This is a genomic window from Pseudomonas sp. BJP69, from assembly GCF_007633355.1.
In the GTDB taxonomy this organism is placed as follows: Bacteria; Pseudomonadota; Gammaproteobacteria; order Pseudomonadales; family Pseudomonadaceae; genus Aquipseudomonas; species Aquipseudomonas juntendi.
Genome location: NZ_CP041933.1, coordinates 616581 through 633655, shown reverse-complemented (window position 1 = coordinate 633655; position 17075 = coordinate 616581). Strand labels below are relative to the sequence as shown.

At 65.0% G+C, this 17075-nt stretch carries 17 protein-coding genes; 13 read left to right on the top strand and 4 right to left on the bottom strand.

What is annotated here, in order from left to right; all coding sequences use genetic code 11:
- Positions 1 to 58: 58 nt before the first annotated feature.
- Positions 59 to 256 carry a cation transporter gene (locus FPB55_RS02970; RefSeq protein ID WP_009685795.1) on the bottom strand — a complete coding sequence of 66 codons (198 nt, stop codon included), beginning with the start codon at positions 254 to 256 and terminating at the stop codon, positions 59 to 61.
- Between the two features lie 144 nt (positions 257 to 400).
- Here FPB55_RS02970 and FPB55_RS02965 point away from each other — a divergent pair, with 144 nt between their 5' ends.
- From FPB55_RS02965 to FPB55_RS02950, 4 genes are all read left to right on the top strand, one after another.
- The gene (locus FPB55_RS02965) at positions 401 to 787 is read left to right on the top strand and encodes a hypothetical protein (RefSeq protein WP_029885175.1); all 387 of its coding nucleotides are present in this window, start codon (positions 401 to 403) and stop codon (positions 785 to 787) included.
- A gap of 52 nt (positions 788 to 839) precedes the next feature.
- Positions 840 to 3239, top strand: coding sequence for a heavy metal translocating P-type ATPase (locus FPB55_RS02960; RefSeq protein ID WP_144187503.1), 2400 nt, complete (start codon positions 840 to 842; stop codon positions 3237 to 3239).
- Complete coding sequence (gene cueR, locus FPB55_RS02955; RefSeq protein WP_009685791.1) at positions 3236 to 3646, top strand: Cu(I)-responsive transcriptional regulator; 411 nt, start codon at positions 3236 to 3238, stop codon at positions 3644 to 3646. Before FPB55_RS02960 ends, cueR begins: the two co-directional genes overlap by 4 nt.
- 156 nt (positions 3647 to 3802) lie before the next feature.
- Complete coding sequence (locus FPB55_RS02950) at positions 3803 to 5746, top strand: methyl-accepting chemotaxis protein (protein ID WP_115293333.1); 1944 nt, start codon at positions 3803 to 3805, stop codon at positions 5744 to 5746.
- A gap of 73 nt (positions 5747 to 5819) precedes the next feature.
- On the opposite strand, the gene FPB55_RS02945 is transcribed toward FPB55_RS02950, so the two are convergent.
- Both FPB55_RS02945 and FPB55_RS02940 read right to left on the bottom strand, forming a co-directional pair.
- A complete protein-coding gene (locus FPB55_RS02945) occupies positions 5820 to 6599 on the bottom strand; it encodes a helix-turn-helix transcriptional regulator (protein ID WP_009685789.1) in 780 nt (259 codons plus the stop codon).
- Positions 6600 to 6707: 108 nt separating this feature from the next.
- Entirely contained in the window at positions 6708 to 7985 is a 1278-nt protein-coding gene (locus FPB55_RS02940) for an acetyl-CoA C-acetyltransferase (protein WP_125854951.1), read from the bottom strand.
- Between the two features lie 118 nt (positions 7986 to 8103).
- Here FPB55_RS02940 and FPB55_RS02935 point away from each other — a divergent pair, with 118 nt between their 5' ends.
- The 8 genes from FPB55_RS02935 (at position 8104) to FPB55_RS02900 (ending at position 14235) form a co-directional block, all read left to right on the top strand.
- Positions 8104 to 9456: a 3-oxoacyl-ACP reductase gene (locus FPB55_RS02935; RefSeq protein WP_125854950.1), complete on the top strand. Its 1353-nt coding sequence runs from the start codon at positions 8104 to 8106 to the stop codon at positions 9454 to 9456.
- A gap of 2 nt (positions 9457 to 9458) precedes the next feature.
- Positions 9459 to 10310 (top strand): MaoC/PaaZ C-terminal domain-containing protein, encoded by an 852-nt coding sequence (locus FPB55_RS02930; protein ID WP_009685785.1) that lies wholly within the window; start codon positions 9459 to 9461, stop codon positions 10308 to 10310.
- A gap of 91 nt (positions 10311 to 10401) precedes the next feature.
- Positions 10402 to 10707 carry a MazG-like family protein gene (locus tag FPB55_RS02925; RefSeq protein ID WP_144187501.1) on the top strand — a complete coding sequence of 102 codons (306 nt, stop codon included), beginning with the start codon at positions 10402 to 10404 and terminating at the stop codon, positions 10705 to 10707.
- Entirely contained in the window at positions 10704 to 11453 is a 750-nt protein-coding gene (locus tag FPB55_RS02920) for a methyltransferase domain-containing protein (protein WP_009685783.1), read from the top strand. Before FPB55_RS02925 ends, FPB55_RS02920 begins: the two co-directional genes overlap by 4 nt.
- Before the next feature lie 21 nt (positions 11454 to 11474).
- The gene (locus FPB55_RS02915; protein ID WP_047149812.1) at positions 11475 to 12098 is read left to right on the top strand and encodes a DUF4136 domain-containing protein; all 624 of its coding nucleotides are present in this window, start codon (positions 11475 to 11477) and stop codon (positions 12096 to 12098) included.
- Between the two features lie 19 nt (positions 12099 to 12117).
- The gene (locus FPB55_RS02910; protein ID WP_047149811.1) at positions 12118 to 12687 is read left to right on the top strand and encodes a DUF4136 domain-containing protein; all 570 of its coding nucleotides are present in this window, start codon (positions 12118 to 12120) and stop codon (positions 12685 to 12687) included.
- Positions 12688 to 12867: 180 nt separating this feature from the next.
- A complete protein-coding gene (locus FPB55_RS02905) occupies positions 12868 to 13338 on the top strand; it encodes an A24 family peptidase (RefSeq protein ID WP_009685779.1) in 471 nt (156 codons plus the stop codon).
- 120 nt (positions 13339 to 13458) lie between these two features.
- The gene (locus FPB55_RS02900) at positions 13459 to 14235 is read left to right on the top strand and encodes a response regulator transcription factor (protein ID WP_144187499.1); all 777 of its coding nucleotides are present in this window, start codon (positions 13459 to 13461) and stop codon (positions 14233 to 14235) included.
- 53 nt (positions 14236 to 14288) lie between these two features.
- Here FPB55_RS02900 and pbpC read toward each other — a convergent pair whose 3' ends face one another.
- The gene (gene pbpC / locus FPB55_RS02895) at positions 14289 to 16643 is read right to left on the bottom strand and encodes a peptidoglycan glycosyltransferase PbpC (RefSeq protein WP_009685777.1); all 2355 of its coding nucleotides are present in this window, start codon (positions 16641 to 16643) and stop codon (positions 14289 to 14291) included.
- 77 nt (positions 16644 to 16720) lie between these two features.
- Between pbpC and FPB55_RS02890 the strand changes: the two genes are divergently transcribed.
- Positions 16721 to 17014: a hypothetical protein gene (locus FPB55_RS02890; RefSeq protein WP_009685776.1), complete on the top strand. Its 294-nt coding sequence runs from the start codon at positions 16721 to 16723 to the stop codon at positions 17012 to 17014.
- The last annotated feature ends 61 nt before the right edge of the window (positions 17015 to 17075 follow it).

The following is a 17075-nucleotide window of genomic DNA, read 5'->3' as shown; positions in this document are numbered from 1 at the left end:
TGGGCCGGACAGCGGCCCCACCGTCAGGGCCTCAACCCAAAACCCGGGTCGACACCTGTTACCCCACCTCAGCCTGATACCCTTCCTCGCGGATGGCCGCCAGAACCTGCTCCTGCACCAACTCACTCTGCACCCGCACCTGCTTGGCCGCCAGGTCGACTTCTACCTTGGCGGACGCATCCAGCTGCTGCACTGCCCGCGTCACGGCCTTTACACAGTGGCCACAGGTCATGCCTTGTACATTGAACACTTGCATAGGGTTGCCTCCTTCAGGTTTTCCACGAGTTTCAAGCTTGCCATCAGGGCAAGGTCAAGTGCCGTGTGGAACAGCTGGGGTGGAAATCCGCACGCGCGTCGGCCAAGCTGCGCCTTTGACGATCAGCCAAGCAGGAGATTTTTCATGTTCAGGGCAGCATTGGGCGTCGTCGGGTTGGTCAGCGCACTGGCTGTGGTGCCACCGGCCAGCGCAGAGGACAACTCGGCCTACAGCGTACTGATCATTTCCCGGGAGCGCCTGGAAGTGGCTACCAGCTGTGAAATCGGGGTGTACCTCAATGATCAGCTTTCCGGGCGGGTGTTTCAGGAGCAGTCCACCTCGTTCAACCTGCCGCCTGGCCCGGTCGATGTGCGCCTGCGCCGGTTGCCTGGGCAAACCCCGGGTTGCGCGCCAGGCATCGAGGACCAACGCAGCACACGTTTGAACCTGCAGGCGGGCCAGATCAACAAATATCGCATCACCATGGGTCAATATGGGCTGGAATTGAAGCGCGCCGATCTAGGCTATTGACCTTCCCCGCATGGCAAGGTTGATGCTGGAGCCCTGTCCAAGGAGGAGAGCCATGCCCGCATCCACCACCTATGACCTGCCGATCTCCGGCATGACCTGCGCCAGCTGTGCTGGCCGGGTCGAGCGCGCATTGCGCAAGGTCAGCGGCGCTGAACACGTCAGCGTCAACTTCACCACTGAAAAAGCCCGTGTCCAGGCCCCGGCCGACCGCCTGCCAGCCTTGGTCGATGCGGTACGCGAAGCCGGCTACGGCGTGCCCACGCGCACGCTGGAACTGCAGATCGGCGGCATGACCTGCGCCAGTTGCGTGGGCCGCGTGGAGCGGGCCCTTGGCAAAGTGCCCGGGGTGGAGCGGGTGAGTGTCAACCTGGCCAATGAACGTGCCCACCTTGAAGTGCTGGCCGCCCTCGACGACAACCTGCTGATCGAAACGGTACACAAGGCCGGCTACAGCGCCAGCGTGCCGCAAGCCGCCATAGACGAGCAGGCCACCGCCCAGCGCCGCCTGCGTAACGAACGCCTGGCAGTGGCTGCAGCATTGCTGCTGGCGCTGCCATTGGTGCTGCCCATGCTGGTGCAGCCATTCGGCCTGCACTGGATGCTGCCCGCCTGGGCGCAATTCCTGCTGGCCACCCCTGTGCAGTTCATTCTCGGCGCCCGCTTTTATATCGCCGCCTGGAAAGCCGTGCGTGCCGGCGCCGGCAACATGGACCTGCTGGTTGCCCTGGGGACCAGCGCCGGTTACGGCCTGAGCCTCTACGAATGGGCCCAGGCCCCCGCCGGCATGGCCCCGCACCTGTACTTCGAGGCCTCGGCGGTGGTGATCGCCCTGGTGCTGCTGGGCAAGTACCTGGAAAGCCGTGCCAAACGCCAGACCGCCAGCGCCATTCGCGCGCTCGAGGCACTGCGCCCGGAGCGCGCAGTGCGCGTGGTTGGCGACCGGGAAGAAGATGTGGCGATCGCCCAGCTGCGCCTGGGCGACCTGGTGCTGGTCAAGCCCGGCGAGCGCTTTCCGGTCGATGGCGTGGTCGAGGATGGCAGCAGCCATGCCGATGAAGCCCTGATCAGCGGCGAGAGCTTGCCAGTGCCCAAACAACCCGGCGACAGCGTCACCGGTGGCGCCATCAATGGCGAAGGCCGGTTGCTGGTACGTACCGAAGCCCTGGGCACCGAGACCGTGCTGGCGCGCATCATCCGCCTGGTGGAAGACGCGCAGGCCGCCAAGGCGCCGATCCAGAAGCTGGTCGACCGGGTCAGCCAGGTATTCGTCCCCGCCGTGCTGGTACTGGCGCTGCTGACCCTGCTCGGCTGGTGGCTGGCTGGCGCGGCGCTGGAAACCGCCCTGATCAACGCCGTGGCCGTGCTGGTCATCGCCTGCCCTTGCGCCCTTGGCCTGGCCACACCCGCAGCGATCATGGCCGGTACCGGCGTCGCCGCCCGCCACGGCATCCTCATCAAGGATGCCGAGGCGCTGGAGCGCGCGCATGCGGTGAACCGTGTGGTGTTCGACAAGACCGGTACCCTGACCTCGGGCAGCCCGCGGGTAGTCCACAGCAAGGCCCTGGTCGGCGACAGCGCCAGCCTGCATCGCCTGGCCGGCGCCCTGCAACGGGGCAGTGAACACCCGTTGGCCAAGGCGGTGGTGCAGGCCTGCACCGAGCAAGGCCTGCAGGTACCCAGCGTCAGCGACAGCCAGTCGCTCACCGGGCGCGGCATTGCCGGGCGTGTCGAAGGCCGTGAGCTGGCACTGGGCAACCGCCGCCTGCTCGATGAAAGCGGGCTGCAGCCCGGCGGCCTGGCCGACAAGGCACGCGCCTGGGAAGCCGAGGGGCGTACCCTGTCGTGGCTGATCGAACGCGGTCAGCAAACACAGGTGCTGGGCCTGTTCGCCTTTGGTGACAGCCTCAAGCCCGGGGCCGCCGAGGCCATCGACACCCTGCATGCGCAGCACATCAGCAGCCATCTGCTGACTGGCGATAACCGGGGTAGCGCCAAGGTGGTCGCCGAAGCCTTGGGCATCGACGATGTGCACGCCGAAGTGCTGCCGGCCGACAAGGCCGCAACTGTGGCGGCCCTCAAGCAGGCTGGCGTGGTCGCCATGGTCGGCGACGGCATAAACGACGCGCCGGCGTTGGCCGCCGCCGACATCGGCATCGCCATGGGGGATGGCACCGACGTGGCGATGCAGGCAGCCGGCATCACCTTGATGCGCGGCGACCCGCGGCTGGTGCCCGCTGCCCTGGAAATCAGCCGCAAGACCTACGCCAAGATCCGCCAGAACCTGTTCTGGGCATTCATCTACAACCTGATCGGTATCCCGCTGGCTGCACTGGGCTACCTCAACCCGGTACTGGCGGGCGCCGCCATGGCCTTGTCCAGCGTCAGCGTGGTCAGCAACGCGCTGTGGCTGAAAGCCTGGAAACCCGCCCGCGCCCCCCAGGAGGCAAAATGAACATTGGCCAGGCCGCCCGCCGCAGCGGGCTCAGCACCAAGATGATCCGTTACTACGAATCCATCGGCCTGCTCAAGCCGGCCACGCGCAGCGACAATGGCTACCGCCTGTACCGGGACGAGGACTTGCACAGCCTGGCGTTCATCAAGCGCTCACGCGACCTGGGGTTTTCCCTGGAAGAAGTGGGCAAGCTGCTGACGCTGTGGCAAGACCGCCAGCGGGCCAGCGCCGATGTGAAGGCATTGGCGATGCAGCATATCGATGAACTGAACCGGCGCATCGAGGAACTGGTCAGCCTGCGCAACACCCTTGGCGAGCTGGTATCCCACTGCCAAGGGGACGACCGCCCGGACTGCCCGATCCTCAGCGACCTAGCCAATGGCACCGCTGGCAACTGCTGCCACTAGCGCTTGGTATGCCAAAAGCGTCCATTCACGACCGAATAGTCACCAATCACGACTTTATCCAATAAATACGGGCGCTTCGGCTACATAAAACCCGGCTGCTGCCGATGCACTGGTTACCTGCCTCGTGTGTCGACTAAAACAATTCCGGGAGCGTCGATGAGCATCAAACAGAAACTGACCTGGGCATTCGCGGTCATCGCCGGTTTGCCCATCGTGCTGGTGGCCACCCTGGTGGTCCTTAACCTGCGTGGCGAAGCCCGCGATGGATTCCTTGACGGCAGCAGCCGGGAAATCCGCCAGGTCAGCAACGCGATGAACATCTTCTTCCAGGGCATCAACCAGAACGTCGAGTACCTGGCCGCGCAACCGATGGTGGCCGCCACAGGCAGCAACCTGAACAAGTTCCTGAGTGCCAACCCGTCCTACGAGCTGGGCGATCAGGACAAGCAAGTGCTGGACTTCTTCACCCGCCTGGCAGATTCGCACCCCAACTATGCCTACGTGTCCTACGGCGTCAATGACGGCGGTTACATCGGCTGGCCAGCCGGGCAGAAGTTCGTCAACTACGACCCACGCACACGGCCGTGGTACCAATTGGCCATGGCCAACCCGGGCAAGACCGTGCGCACCGGCGCCTATTACTGGGCTGCCGATGACGCGGTGCTCATCAGTACCGTGCGCACGGTAGCCAACCAGTTGGGCAACCCCGGCGGTGTGGTCAACATCGACGTTTCGCTCAAAGGCCTGACCGAGATCGTCAAGCAGATCAAGCTGGGCGAGAGCGGCTTCCTGATGCTGGTGGAAAGCAACGGCAACGTGATGGTCGACCCACGCGACGCCAGCCACAACTTCAAGCAACTGGCCAGTTTTGGCGACGGCTATGCCGAGTTGGCCAAGGCCGGCAAGGGCCTGGTCGAAGTCGAGCTCAATGGTGTGCGCTACATGGCCAACGTCTACCCCGACGAGCGCCTGGGCTGGACCTTCATCGGCCTGATCGAGCAAGGCGAAGTGATGCAGACCACTACCCGCCTTACCTGGCTGATCGGCGTGGTCGCCTTGGTCCTGGCCGCCCTGTTCGCCGTGGTCGGCGCCGCCTTCGCCAAACTGATCGTGCGCCCGATCAACAGCGTCACCAACGGACTGGAAGACATTGCCCAGGGTGAGGGCGACCTGACCCGCAGCCTGGAAATTCGCGGCCGCGACGAAACCGCCCAGCTGGCCAACTGGTTCAACCAGTTCCTCGGTGCCATTCGCAGCCTGATCCAGCATATAGGTGCGGCGGCCAGCAAGATCCTCAGCACCTCGCACAGCTCGACCCAGGTGTCCAGCAACATGGCCGAAGCGGCCGGCCGCCAGCGCGAGGCCGTGGACATGGTGTCCACCGCCTTCCACGAGATGGTTGCCACCGCCAACGAAGTGGCGCGCTCGTGCAGCCAGGCGGCCCAGTCTGCGGACAGCGGCCAGCAACAGGCCCGTGAAGGTCAGCAGCAGATCGATGCGGCGGTCCACAGCGTTGACCGCCTGAGCCAGGAAATCGAGCAGTCGGCGCAGTCGATCCAGCAACTGGAGCGTGACAGCAATGCCATCCAGTCGATCCTCGGCACCATTCGCTCGATTGCCGAGCAGACCAACCTGCTGGCCCTGAACGCCGCCATCGAGGCCGCGCGGGCCGGCGAGCAAGGCCGTGGCTTTGCCGTGGTAGCCGATGAAGTGCGGGCGCTGGCCAAGCGCACGGCCGACTCCACCGCAGAAATCGACGGTTTGCTGGGCAACCTGGCCAACCGCACCTCCGAGGTGGCTGCACAGATGCACGCCAGCCTGGAAGTTTCGCAGCAGTCGGTCAGCCGTATCGGCCTGGCCCGCGACAGTTTCGGGCAGATCCGCGAGTCGGTGGACGTGATCCGTGACATGAACACGCAGATTGCAACCGCAGCCGAGGAACAGCACCAGGTAGCCGAAGATATCAACCGCCACATCAGCCAGATTCATGGGGATGCGCAGTTGGTGGCCGAGTTGGCCCAGGCAGCACGCCAGGATTCGGAAAGCCTGGCCGGGTTGTCCAATGAACTGGACGTACTGGTGCGCAGGTTCCGCACCTGACAAGGCGCCGGTGCAGGCCGCCCCGTACCGGGGCGGCTTCAGCTACACATAGGCCAGCACCGGCAACCCCTGGTCAGAGCCTCAACTCCCCCGGCGTTGCCCCAAACAGCTGCTTGAACGCCGCAATGTACGCGGAAGTGGAATCATACCCACAACCCAGCGCCGCCTCGGTCACGCTCTCCCCCGCCTCCAGCAAGGCCAGCGACGACAGCAAGCGCATGCGCTGGCGCCAGTTGCGAAAGCTCAAGCCGGTTTCACGCTGGAACAGGCGCATCAGCGTTTTTTCGGAACACCCCAGCTGCCGCGCCCATTGCTGCAAGGTCTGCGCCTGGTCGGGTGCGGCGATCAAGCCATTGCACAGCGCCAGCAAACCCGGGTGGCGCGGCAATGGCAAGGAAAAGCCGACTTCCGGCAGGGTTCGTAACTGGTCGAGCAGCACCGCCACCAGCCGCGCCTGAGCACTATCGCCCTCAGGGTAATCGGCTGGGTACAGGCAGAACTGCTTGATCAACTCACGCGCCAGCGGCGTCACCTCCAATACCCGACACTGCGGGGCAGCCCAGGGGCAGGCGTCCCGGCGTACATACAGGCTGCGCATCTCGGCCTGCATCGAGGTCACCACCGCATGCTCGGCGTCAGCCGGGATCCACACCCCCCACTGCGGTGGCGCAAAGTAGCTGCCTGCGTCGGTGTAAACACCCAGCACGCCGCTGATAGCGTAGGAGAACTGTACCCAGTCGTGCTGGTGGCGTGTGGTCCAGGAACCGGCGCCCAGGCTTTCGGCACGTGCGTACAGTGGCCTGGGCAACTGCTTGAGTTCAGGAATGGGACGGGGTTGTCCGATGATCGGCATGGCGGCTTCTGTTAGTGCTGACCAGACAAGCCTAACAGTTACGATCAACGCCTGCGGGATATCTGCCGCCTGCCGCGCGGGCATGCCTGCCAAACAGACGGCGGTTCTTCACCGCTCGACGATGACCGTGACCCCTTGCCCGCCCGCCGCACAAATGGAAATCAAGCCGCGCCCCTTCCCTGCCGTTGCCAGCAATTTCGCCAGGTTGGCCAGTATTCGCCCGCCGGTCGCGGCAAACGGGTGCCCGGCAGCCAGCGAACTGCCCTTGACGTTGAGCTTGCTGCGGTCGATGGCCCCCAACGGCGCATCCAGCCCCAGCCGCTCACGGCAGTACCCAGCGTCTTCCCAGGCCTTGAGCGTACACAACACCTGGGCCGCAAAGGCTTCGTGGATTTCGTAGTAGTCAAAGTCCTGCAAGGTCAGGCCATTGCGTGCCAGCAAGCGTGGCACTGCATACGCCGGTGCCATCAGCAGCCCCTCGCGGCCAGTGACGAAGTCCACTGCTGCGGTTTCACCATCGACCAAGTGCGCCAGCACCGGTAACCCCTGTTGCGCGGCCCACTCTTCACTGGCCAGCAGCACCAGCGACGCACCATCGGTCAAGGGCGTGGAATTGCCTGCCGTCAACGTACCCTGGCCACTGCGGTCGAAGGCTGGCTTGAGCTTGGCCAACTGCTCCAGTGTCAGGTCCGCGCGCAGGTTGTTGTCGCGCATCAGCGACAGAAATGGTGTCAGCAGGTCATCGTGCCAACCTTCGGCATAGGCAGCCGCCAGCCGCTGGTGGCTGAGCAACGCCAACTCGTCCTGGGCAGCCCGGCCAATCTTCCAGGCCTGGGCCATGCGTTCGCAATGCTCGCCCATCGACAACCCGGTGCGCGGCTCGCCGTTGCGTGGCAACTCAGGGCGCAGATGGTGCGGGCGCAACTGCAGAAAAGGCTTGAGCCGTTCGCCCAGGTTTTTGCCACGGTTGGCCTGCAGCAGGATATGACGCAGGCCTTCGTTGACCGCAATCGGCGCATCCGACGTGGTGTCCACGCCACCGGCGATGCCGCTGTCGATCTGCCCCAGCGCAATCTTGTTGGCCACCAGCAGCGCCGCCTCCAGGCCGGTGCCGCAAGCTTGCTGCAGGTCGTAGGCAGGGGTTTGCGGCGAAAGCCGCGAGCCCAGCACACATTCGCGGGTCAGGTTCATGTCGCGCGACTGCTTGAGCACCGCGCCAGCGACCACCTCACCCAAGCGCAGCCCATGCAGGCGATAGCGCTCGATCAGCCCTTCGAGGGCCGCGGTCAGCATCGCCTGGTTGCTGGCGGTGGCGTAGGCCCCATTGGAGCGGGCAAAGGGAATTCGGTTGCCGCCCAAGATCGCGGCCCGGCGAAGTGAACGCATATGCCTGTTCCTCCTGAAACAAATTGAACCGTACTGCCTGGGTGTTCTTACCCTGGTCGAACGACCATGCCACAAACTTGGTCCACACTTTCAAGCTTGCCTTTGCGGAGACCTACTCATGAGCGATCGCTACCTCGGTTTTGCCAACTCCAACCTTGGCCGCCGCCTGGTGGATGCCCTGGGCCTGCCACGCCCTGCGCCTCTGGAGCGCTGGCAGGCTGGCCGCCTGCGCCCGGTGGAGGGGGCGCTGGTGCTGGGCGGCGGCCCCCTGGCAGGCCAGGTCGAAGCCTTCGCCGCGCGCCTTACCGATAACGTATACCGTTTCAATGCCGACCACCTGCAGGGCGAGCCTTGGGTCGCTGGCCTGGGGCCTAAAATCAAAGCCGTGGTGTTCGACGCCAGTCACTTGTCCGACAGCGATGAGCTGAAGCAGTTGCGCGAATTTTTCCAGCCGCTGCTGCGCAGCCTGGGCCCGTGCGCCCACGTCGCGCTGCTGGGACGGCCACCGGAAAGCCTCGACAACCCGCAGGCCAGTATCGCCCAGCGCGCCCTGGAGGGCTTCAGCCGCTCGCTGGCCAAGGAACTGCGCAATGGCGCAACCGCTCAGTTGCTGTACGTCGGCCCCGGCGCTGAAGACCAACTGGAAGGTGCCTTGCGCTTCTTCCTCTCGCCCAAGAGCGCGTTCATCTCCGGCCAGGTGCTGCGCCTGGGAGCCTGCGCCAGCCAGGTCGAGGACTGGACCCGCCCGTTGGCTGGCCGCCGTGCACTGGTTACCGGCGCCGCGCGCGGAATCGGCGCGGCCATCGCGCAAACCTTGTCACGTGACGGTGCCGACGTTCTGCTGCTGGATGTGCCACAGGCCAGCCGCGAACTCGACGCACTCGCTGCCCGACTTGGCGGCAAGGCCCTGGCGCTGGACATCTGCGCCAGCGATGCCGCCTCACAACTGCTGGCTGCCCTGCCCGACGCCATAGACATCGTTGTGCACAATGCTGGCATCACGCGCGACAAGACCCTGGCCAACATGACCCCGGACTATTGGGACGCCGTGCTCGCGGTCAACCTGCAGGCGCCACAGGTGCTGACCCAGGCGCTGTTTGACGGTGGCGCGTTGGGTGAACATGCGCGCATAACCTTGTTAGCCTCGGTCAGCGGCATTGCCGGCAACCGCGGCCAGGCCAACTATGCCGCCAGCAAGGCCGGGCTGATCGGCCTGGCCCAGGCCTGGGCGCCGAGGCTCGCCGAGCGGGGCGCGAGCATCAACGCCGTAGCCCCCGGCTTCATCGAAACCCACATGACCGCAACCATGCCCATGGGCCTGCGCGAAGCCGGGCGACGCTTGAGTTCGCTAGGCCAGGGCGGTCGCCCGCAGGACGTGGCCGAGGCCATTGCCTGGCTCAGCCAGCCGGGCTCGGGGGCGGTCAACGGCCAGGTGCTGCGTGTTTGCGGCCAGGCACTGATGGGGGCCTGACCATGAGCCGACAATGGCACGACCTGCATAGCCCGGCTGCCCGCCCCAGCCTGTACCTGCGTGCCGCCAGCAAGCGCACGATCAGCGGTGAGCACCTGCCCGACGATGGCCTGCGCTGCTTCATCCAGGTTGAGCCGGCCAACCTGGACGCCTATCGGCGGCTTTGCCACTTCCCCGACGATGGCCGCCTGCCGGCTACTTATCCACACGTCATGGCTTTTGCGCTGCAATTGCAGCTGATGACCGCCCGTGACTTTCCCTTCCCGCTTCTGGGGCTGGTGCACCTGCAAAATCGCATCGAAGTGCTGCGGCCACTGGGCGCTATCGAAGGGCTGCGCTTTGCGGTGTATGCGCACAACCTGCAGGCGCATGACAAAGGTGGCACCTTCGACCTGGTGACCGAAGCCGAAGATGGCATCGGCGTGCTCTGGCGTGAAACCAGCCGCATGCTGGTACGTGGGCTGAAGCTGGATGGCCAGGCCGGCGGGCATGCCGACGACGAACCGCCTTGCTTGCCCGAGGCCACCCGCTGGTATGCCGACAGTGACATCGGCCGGCGTTATGCCAAGGTGTGCGGGGACTACAACCCTATCCACCTGAGTGCGGTCAGTGCACGGTTGTTCGGCTTTCCCACGGCCATTGCCCATGGCATGTGGACAAAGGCCATGGCACTGGCCGCATTGCGCGGGCACCTGCCGCACAGCGGCTATGCCTTTGAGGTGGCTTTCCGCAAGCCGGTCAGGTTGCCCTCCGAAGTGGTGCTCAGTGCCAGCGAGGCGGGGCCTGCAGGGGTGCTGCGGCTGGATGGGCATGGGGGCATACTGCATATGCTCGGCCGCTGGGATCAGCTCTAGGGCTCATTGCCGGGCCCTGGGGCCGCAACGCGGCGGCCCCTTGCTTTGCATCGGGCCAGGGCAGAAGCTATGCAGCATTTGGAGACCCCCGATGAACCTGCAAGAGCTTACCCAATGCCTGCACCAGATCCGTGACAACAACGACTGGCGTGGCTTTCACAGCCCGAAGAACCTGGCCATGGCCGCCAGCGTCGAAATGGCCGAGCTGGTCGAGATTTTCCAGTGGCTGAGCGAAGACGAATCGCGCCAGCTGCCTGCCGACAAATTGGCCCACGCCGGGCAGGAAGTCGGTGACGTGGTGCTCTACCTGCTGCTGTTGTGCAGTGAGCTGGGCCTGGACATGGACCAGGTGGTGCGTGCCAAGCTGGCCGACAGCGAGAGGCGTTTCGCTCGATGAACGACCGTCATTTCGATGAACTGGCCACCCGCTTCGCGGAAAAGATCTACGGCGGCGCCAAGGGCGCGATCCGCCTGGCCGTCTTGCAGGCCGACCTGGCCGAGGCGCTGCCTGATCGCCCGTTGCGTGTTCTGGATATCGGCGCCGGCCTGGGTCACATGGCCTTGTGGCTGGCCGAACGTGGCCACCAGGTGACCCTGGCAGAACCGGCTGCACCCATGCTCGACGGCGCCCGGGCCCGTTTTGCCGAAGCCGGCCAGACGGCCACCTTCGTCCAGGCCCCCTGGCAAGACCTGCTCGGCCAATTGAACGAGCCCTACGACCTGGTGCTGTGCCACGCTGTGCTGGAATGGCTGGCCGAACCCGAGAGCATCCTGCCCGTGCTGCACCAGCTCACCGCCACGGGTGGCTGGTTGTCGCTGGCGTTCTACAACCGCGACGCCCTGGTCTACCGCAACTTGCTCAAAGGCCATTTCCGCAAGCTGCGCAGCAACCGCCTGGAAGGTGAAAAGCAGAGCCTGACGCCACAGAAACCGCTTGATCCACGCGAGCTCAAGGCGCACCTTGAACCCTTGTGGCAGGTGCAAAGTGAAAGCGGTGTGCGGGTGTTCCACGACTACATGCCCAAGGAGTTCCAGGCCAAGGCCGAACTGCTCGACCTGCTGGAGATGGAGCTGGCCTACCGCCGCCACCCTGGGTTCGCCGGGCTCGGCCGCTACCTGCACTGGGTTTGCCGCCCTCGCTGAGCGGCCTGCCGGGAGGAATACATGCCATACCGTCTGTTGTACCTGGCCCTGCTGCCGCTGGCCCTGGCTGGCTGCCAGAGCCCCAATCCGTATGTTGCCAGCAGCCGGCCGTTGCCCCCGGCGCCGGCCCAGGCGGCCGCTACCTTCGATGCCAGCGCCTACCCGGCACCGGCACGGGACTATGGGCGCTACCGCAGCTGGAGCTGGCGTAACGGCCGGTTGCCCAGTGGCTCGGCGGGGGCCGACCCGGCGCCCCTGGCCGATGCCGTTGGTGGTGCCCTCGACCAGCATGGCCTGCGCCCGGCGCGGGGCGGCCCCGGCGACTTGCTGGTAAGCGCCGACATGCGCTTGGAAAGGCGCTTGCGGCAAGTGCGCGATTACGACACCTATGACCCTTACCCCTACGGCAGCGTGGGCTATGGCGGTTACCGCCATGGCTACGGCGGCTATGCCAGCGTGCCAGTGGTGCGGACCTACGAGGTGCAGGTGATGGTGGTGCGCATCGACCTCTACGACGCGCGTACCGGCCAACCGGTATGGAGCGCCAGCGCCGAAAGCGGCAGCGACAAGGACTCGCCACGCGAACGCGAAAACGCCGTGCGCGATGCTGTGCACAAGGCGCTCAGCGGCTATCCTCCCAGTTAATAGCCAACGGAGAACCATCATGTTGCGCCGTCTCGTTCTACTGTCATTCGCGCTGGTATTGGCAGCCTGCTCGAGCACTAACGTTCAGCAGGATTTCGATGCCAGCCGCGACTTTGCCGCCTACCGCAGCTGGGCATGGCAGGAGCCAGGTTTGCAGTACCGCCCGGATGACCCTCGCATCAAGAGCGACCTGACCGAGCAGCGCATCCGTACGGCAGTGGCCGAGCAGCTCGACCAGCGCGGCCTGCGCCCGGTGCAGGGCGGCGCGCGGCCAGACCTGACCGTACGCACCTACCTGATCGTCGAGCAGCGCCAGCAACAGATCACCACCAATTACGGCGGGGGCTGGGGTGGTTATTGGGGCGGGTACTGGGGTGGCCCCATGTACAACGAAACCCGCAGCGTCGATTACAAGGTGGCCACCATTCAGGTCGACCTTTTCGATGGCCGTGACGGCAAGCTGGTCTGGCGCGGCAGTGCCGAGCAGATCATGAACAACTACCCACCGGGCCCTGAAGAGCGTAACAGCGCCATTCAAAACACCGTGGCCAAGGTGCTGGGCAATTACCCGCCGGGTAGCCGGAAATAACCTTCAAAAGCAGCCAGGGGCTCAAGCGCAGCCCCCGGTGACAGCTACGACAAAATCCGTTCCGACCACGCCTTTTTCGGTTGCAAGGCCTACTCGTGCGCACGTTCCGGTCTATCTTCAGTCAAGGAAACCTGACTGACCGGGTAAAAGTGTTCAACTTTTAGGAAGGGCGACCTGCCAATGCAAAGCATTGTTCTGCTGCTGTGGCTTGCCTTGTGCTCCGAACAGGATGTGCGTCAACGCCAGATCTCCAACCTGCTCACCCTGGGTGTGGCCAGCTGTGCCCTGCTCTGGCTGTTCGCCACTGGCCATAGCTGGATGGGGGCCGATGCCAGCGATGCCGGATGGGCGCTGGCCATCGTCATGCTGTTGACCCTGCCCGGCTATATGTACGGCCACTTCGGCGCCGATGATGTCAAGCTGATGGGCGCCCTGGCCTTGGCCAGCGGCACGCAATACGTGCTTGGCACGTTCATTGGCGCTGGGGTCAGCGTGCTGGTCTGGCTGCTGGCCCGTCGGCGTCTATGGCTGCTGCTCAACCCCAAGATCAAGAAGCGCCTGCAAGCCCTGACCGAAGAAATGGGCGACAAGCAGGCGTTCGTCCCCTATGTGCTCACCGGCTTTCTGCTGACAGCCGTATGGATCCAATAGCGATGCCTGTGGTCGGACAATGTGTACAGGGTTTGTACAGAATCGCCGTGTGCGACTACTTTTTACATTGCCAGAGCGTCTGGCCCGGGAGCAGGGCCGTATACGAACAGGGAGTTGATCGTGTCCAGACCAGTGAGTGAAGTGAAGGTATTGGTGGTCGACGACCAACCGGTCATTGTCGAGCAGCTATGTGAATACCTTGAAACCGCGGGTTACACCTGCATACCCGCCTATTCCACCGACGAAGCCATAGAGCGGTATACGTCGGACCCCGCAGTCGGCCTCATCATCTGCGACCTGGAAATGCCCGAACGGGACGGCATCGAGCTGGTGCGCGCCTTGAAGGAGATCGACGGCAGCCAACGCATGTTCGAGGCCATCATGCTGACCGGCCGGGGGGAAAAACAGGACGTGATCCGCGCCCTGCGCGCAGGTTTTGCCGACTATTACCAGAAACCCATGGACCTTGAGGAACTGCTCGAAGGTGTGCGCCAGCAGGAGCAGGCCTTGCTCGAGCGCCAGCGCAACCTCCGCAACCTGGGCGGCTTGAACCAGCGTTTGCAAGAGTTGGCCGAGTCTGTGGACGAGCTGTATCAGGAGCTGGAGAAAGCCCGCGGCCAAGGCGCCCATCGGCGTGCCACGGATGCTGAAGAAAGCGAGAGCGAGCTACCCGCAGCGTTCGAGAAACTGTCGCCCCGCCAGTTGGAGGTCGCGCGGCTGGTGAGCAAGGGCAAGACCAATTACCAGATTGCCTGTGAACTGGGGATCACCGAGAACACCGTCAAACTGTACGTGTCGCAGGTGCTGCGGTTGACGCATATGCATAACCGTACCCAATTGGCGCTGGCGCTGACGCCCAGCTCATCGCCAGTGCATCAACGCTTCACTACCCACTGACCGGCGCCTGCTGTACCCGGGGCGTATTACCGCCCCACATTGCCGTCGGGCACCTACTCACTGACCTGAAACGCCACCCGGGCAGTCTCACCGCTTTCATCCAGGGCGCTGAGTTCGGCCTGGCCAACCTGGGGCAAGCGCAGCAGCAGGCTGTCCTGCCCCTGGGTCTCCCCCAGCGGCTGGCCATTGAGGAACCACCAACGCCGGCCGCCGCCCCCCAGGGCCGAAACATGCAACTGCAAAGGCTCGCTGCTGGTGGCCGGGCGGCGCAGATTGTCGCCCGGGCGCACCCCCACGATCGACAGCGGTGGTGCGCTGGCCGGTACCTGTGGCGGGCAGTTTGGGTCGATGGCCGGCAACCGTGCGGCACGCCGCTCCATCCGCGGTAGCCAAGGCTCCAGCGGTGCCGGCCACAGGGCAATATCGCGGGCCGTGGCGCCTGGGCAACTCCCATCCACACGCAAGCCATGCGGGTTGACCCACACCGTCTCGCGCAAGCCCAGGCCCAGCGGCTGGTCGGCGGCCTGCAAGGTTGGCGGTGTGGTGCCGTCCAAGGTCCAGGCAAACCGTTGGCGCCGGCAGTTACTGTCCTGCCTGGCCATGGGCTGGCCAAGCGGCCAACAGATCGCGGCCACGCCGACACTGGCGGGCACCGGCAAGACTGGCACGCTGATACCCCGCTGGCTGTCGCGATTGCTCAACAGGTCGTGCACCTGCAACATCAGGGGGGCGGCCGATGCCAGGCCAAACTGCCCGGCGACCGGCGTACCGTCTGGGCGACCGATCCACACACCAATCAGGTAGCGCGGGCCCACGCCAATCGACCAGGCATCCCGAAAGCCATAGCTGGTGCCGGTCTTCCAGGCCAGTTGCGGGCGCTGCACCAGTTCGGCATGCGGATCGCGGTCGGGGCGTGCCTGGCCGCTGAGAATACGCCGCACGATCCACGCTGCACCCGGCGACAACAGACGCCGCTCGAGCAGCGGGTCCTGCGGTTGCAGGCGTACCTGCGCGCTGTTGCCGCCCCGGGCAAACGCCGCGTAGCCGCCAACCAGGTCTTCCAGGCGGCTGCCGGCGCCGCCCAGGATCAGCGACAGGTTGGGCTCTGCCAAAGGCGGCAGTGCCAGTGGCATACCCGCCATACGCAGTTGCGCGGCAAAGCGCTTGGGGCCGTAGGCTTCCAGCAGCTGCACTGCCGGCAGGTTCAGCGACAGCGCCAACGCCGAGCTGGCCGACACCGGGCCGCTGAAACCCATGGAGAAATTGCCGGGCCGGTAGTCGCCGTAGCGTCGCGGTACATCCTGCAGCAGCGATTCGGAATGGATCAGGCCGTCGTCCAATGCCATGCCGTACAGGAAAGGCTTGAGCGTAGAGCCGGGCGAGCGCAGCGAACGCACCATGTCGACATGGCCAAAGCGGCGCTCGTCGGCCAGGTCGATCGACCCCAGGTAGGCACGCACGGCCATGGTCTGTGCTTCGACCACCAGAATGGCGGCAGAGGTGCGCTCTGGCAGCCGTGCGCGCCAGCTCAGCAGCAAGTCTTCGAGGCGCCGTTGCAAGGCCGCATCAAGCGTGGTGCGGATCAGCGGTGGGCTGTTGGCGCTGTTCAAGCGCCGCGCCAGCAATGGCGCCAGCGCTGGCTCTTGCCGTGGGGCCAGCACCAGCGGTTCTTCGGCAGCTTCACGAATTTGCCGTGCCGGCCACACCTGATACTCCGCCAGGCGCTGCAGTACCTTGTCGCGTGCGCGCTGTGCCCGCTCGGGGTGTCGGTCGGGGCGCAGGCGGCTGGGTGCCTGCGGCAACACCGCCAGCAACGCGGCTTCGGCCGGGGTCAGGTGCCGCGGCGACTTGCCCAGGTAGGCCCAACTGGCTGCGGCCACCCCCTGCAAGGTACCGCCGAACGGCGCGCGGTTCAGGTAGATTTGCAGGATCTCGCGCTTGGACAGGTGCCATTCCAGTTGCAACGTGCGCCACAGCTGGCGCAGTTTGCCAGCCAGGGTGCGGTCGTGCGGGTCGAGCAGGCGGGCCACCTGCATCGACAGCGTGCTGCCGCCCGACACCACTCGCCCACCGCGCAGGTTCAGCCAGGCAGCACGGGCCAGCGCCAGCGGGTTGACCCCGGGGTGGTGATAGAACCAGCGGTCTTCGTAGGTCAACAACGCCTGCAGATACAGCGGTGAAACCTCATCAGGGCTGACCGGGTAACGCCACACGCCATCAGTATCGGCAAACCGCCATAACGGTGTGCCATCTTCGGCCAGCACTACCCGCGCCAGGTCGTCACCCGGCATGGGCAGGGGCCAGATGCGGTCTGCCAGCCACAACAGGCCAGCCAGCAACAGCAGGCCGAGCAGCACGGCGCGCAACAACCTGCCCGCACGGCTGCGTGGCCGCGCTAAGCTTGGCATCGGGAACCGACCTGGCCAGGTAATGGCCAGAGGCTTTGGGACGGCAAACTCGCCGGCTCGTTCATCAGGAAGCAACTATGCATGTAGAAGGTTTTTTCGAGTGGCTGGGCCAGGCACTGGGATCGTTGATTCGCTTCATCGTCGACGCATTGAGCGGGCTGTTCAACCTGCTGGCCAATGCCGGTGGCAATTTCATCGACGGCCTGGCGCGCACCTTGGGCATGGACACCTCGCTGGTCAGCATCCTGGCCCTGATCATCGGCCTGATGCTGCTGTACTCGGCCATCCGCGCATTCATGCGTGCGTCGATCATCCTTGGGATCATCTGGCTGGTGCTGGGGTTGTGGGTAATGAGCTGGGTCATCCACTGAGCCTTCCCGGGGGCCGCCCGGGAAGCCGCACGGCGGCCCGATCGCCAGCAAGCCGGCTGCC

What these genes read in the sequence shown, in the direction of transcription:
- FPB55_RS02950 (WP_115293333.1), top strand. Translation starts at nt 3,803, where the DNA reads ATGAGCATCAAACAGAAACTGACCTGGGCATTCGCGGTCATCGCCGGT.
- FPB55_RS02915 (WP_047149812.1), top strand. Translation starts at nt 11,475, where the DNA reads ATGCCATACCGTCTGTTGTACCTGGCCCTGCTGCCGCTGGCCCTGGCT.
- FPB55_RS02890 (WP_009685776.1), top strand. Translation starts at nt 16,721, where the DNA reads ATGCATGTAGAAGGTTTTTTCGAGTGGCTGGGCCAGGCACTGGGATCG.
- FPB55_RS02940 (WP_125854951.1), bottom strand. Translation starts at nt 7,985, where the DNA reads ATGCGTTCACTTCGCCGGGCCGCGATCTTGGGCGGCAACCGAATTCCC.
- cueR (WP_009685791.1), top strand. Translation starts at nt 3,236, where the DNA reads ATGAACATTGGCCAGGCCGCCCGCCGCAGCGGGCTCAGCACCAAGATG.
- pbpC (WP_009685777.1), bottom strand. Translation starts at nt 16,643, where the DNA reads ATGCCAAGCTTAGCGCGGCCACGCAGCCGTGCGGGCAGGTTGTTGCGC.
- FPB55_RS02925 (WP_144187501.1), top strand. Translation starts at nt 10,402, where the DNA reads ATGAACCTGCAAGAGCTTACCCAATGCCTGCACCAGATCCGTGACAAC.
- FPB55_RS02910 (WP_047149811.1), top strand. Translation starts at nt 12,118, where the DNA reads ATGTTGCGCCGTCTCGTTCTACTGTCATTCGCGCTGGTATTGGCAGCC.
- FPB55_RS02965 (WP_029885175.1), top strand. Translation starts at nt 401, where the DNA reads ATGTTCAGGGCAGCATTGGGCGTCGTCGGGTTGGTCAGCGCACTGGCT.
- FPB55_RS02920 (WP_009685783.1), top strand. Translation starts at nt 10,704, where the DNA reads ATGAACGACCGTCATTTCGATGAACTGGCCACCCGCTTCGCGGAAAAG.
- FPB55_RS02970 (WP_009685795.1), bottom strand. Translation starts at nt 256, where the DNA reads ATGCAAGTGTTCAATGTACAAGGCATGACCTGTGGCCACTGTGTAAAG.
- FPB55_RS02945 (WP_009685789.1), bottom strand. Translation starts at nt 6,599, where the DNA reads ATGCCGATCATCGGACAACCCCGTCCCATTCCTGAACTCAAGCAGTTG.
- FPB55_RS02930 (WP_009685785.1), top strand. Translation starts at nt 9,459, where the DNA reads ATGAGCCGACAATGGCACGACCTGCATAGCCCGGCTGCCCGCCCCAGC.
- FPB55_RS02960 (WP_144187503.1), top strand. Translation starts at nt 840, where the DNA reads ATGCCCGCATCCACCACCTATGACCTGCCGATCTCCGGCATGACCTGC.
- FPB55_RS02905 (WP_009685779.1), top strand. Translation starts at nt 12,868, where the DNA reads ATGCAAAGCATTGTTCTGCTGCTGTGGCTTGCCTTGTGCTCCGAACAG.
- FPB55_RS02935 (WP_125854950.1), top strand. Translation starts at nt 8,104, where the DNA reads ATGAGCGATCGCTACCTCGGTTTTGCCAACTCCAACCTTGGCCGCCGC.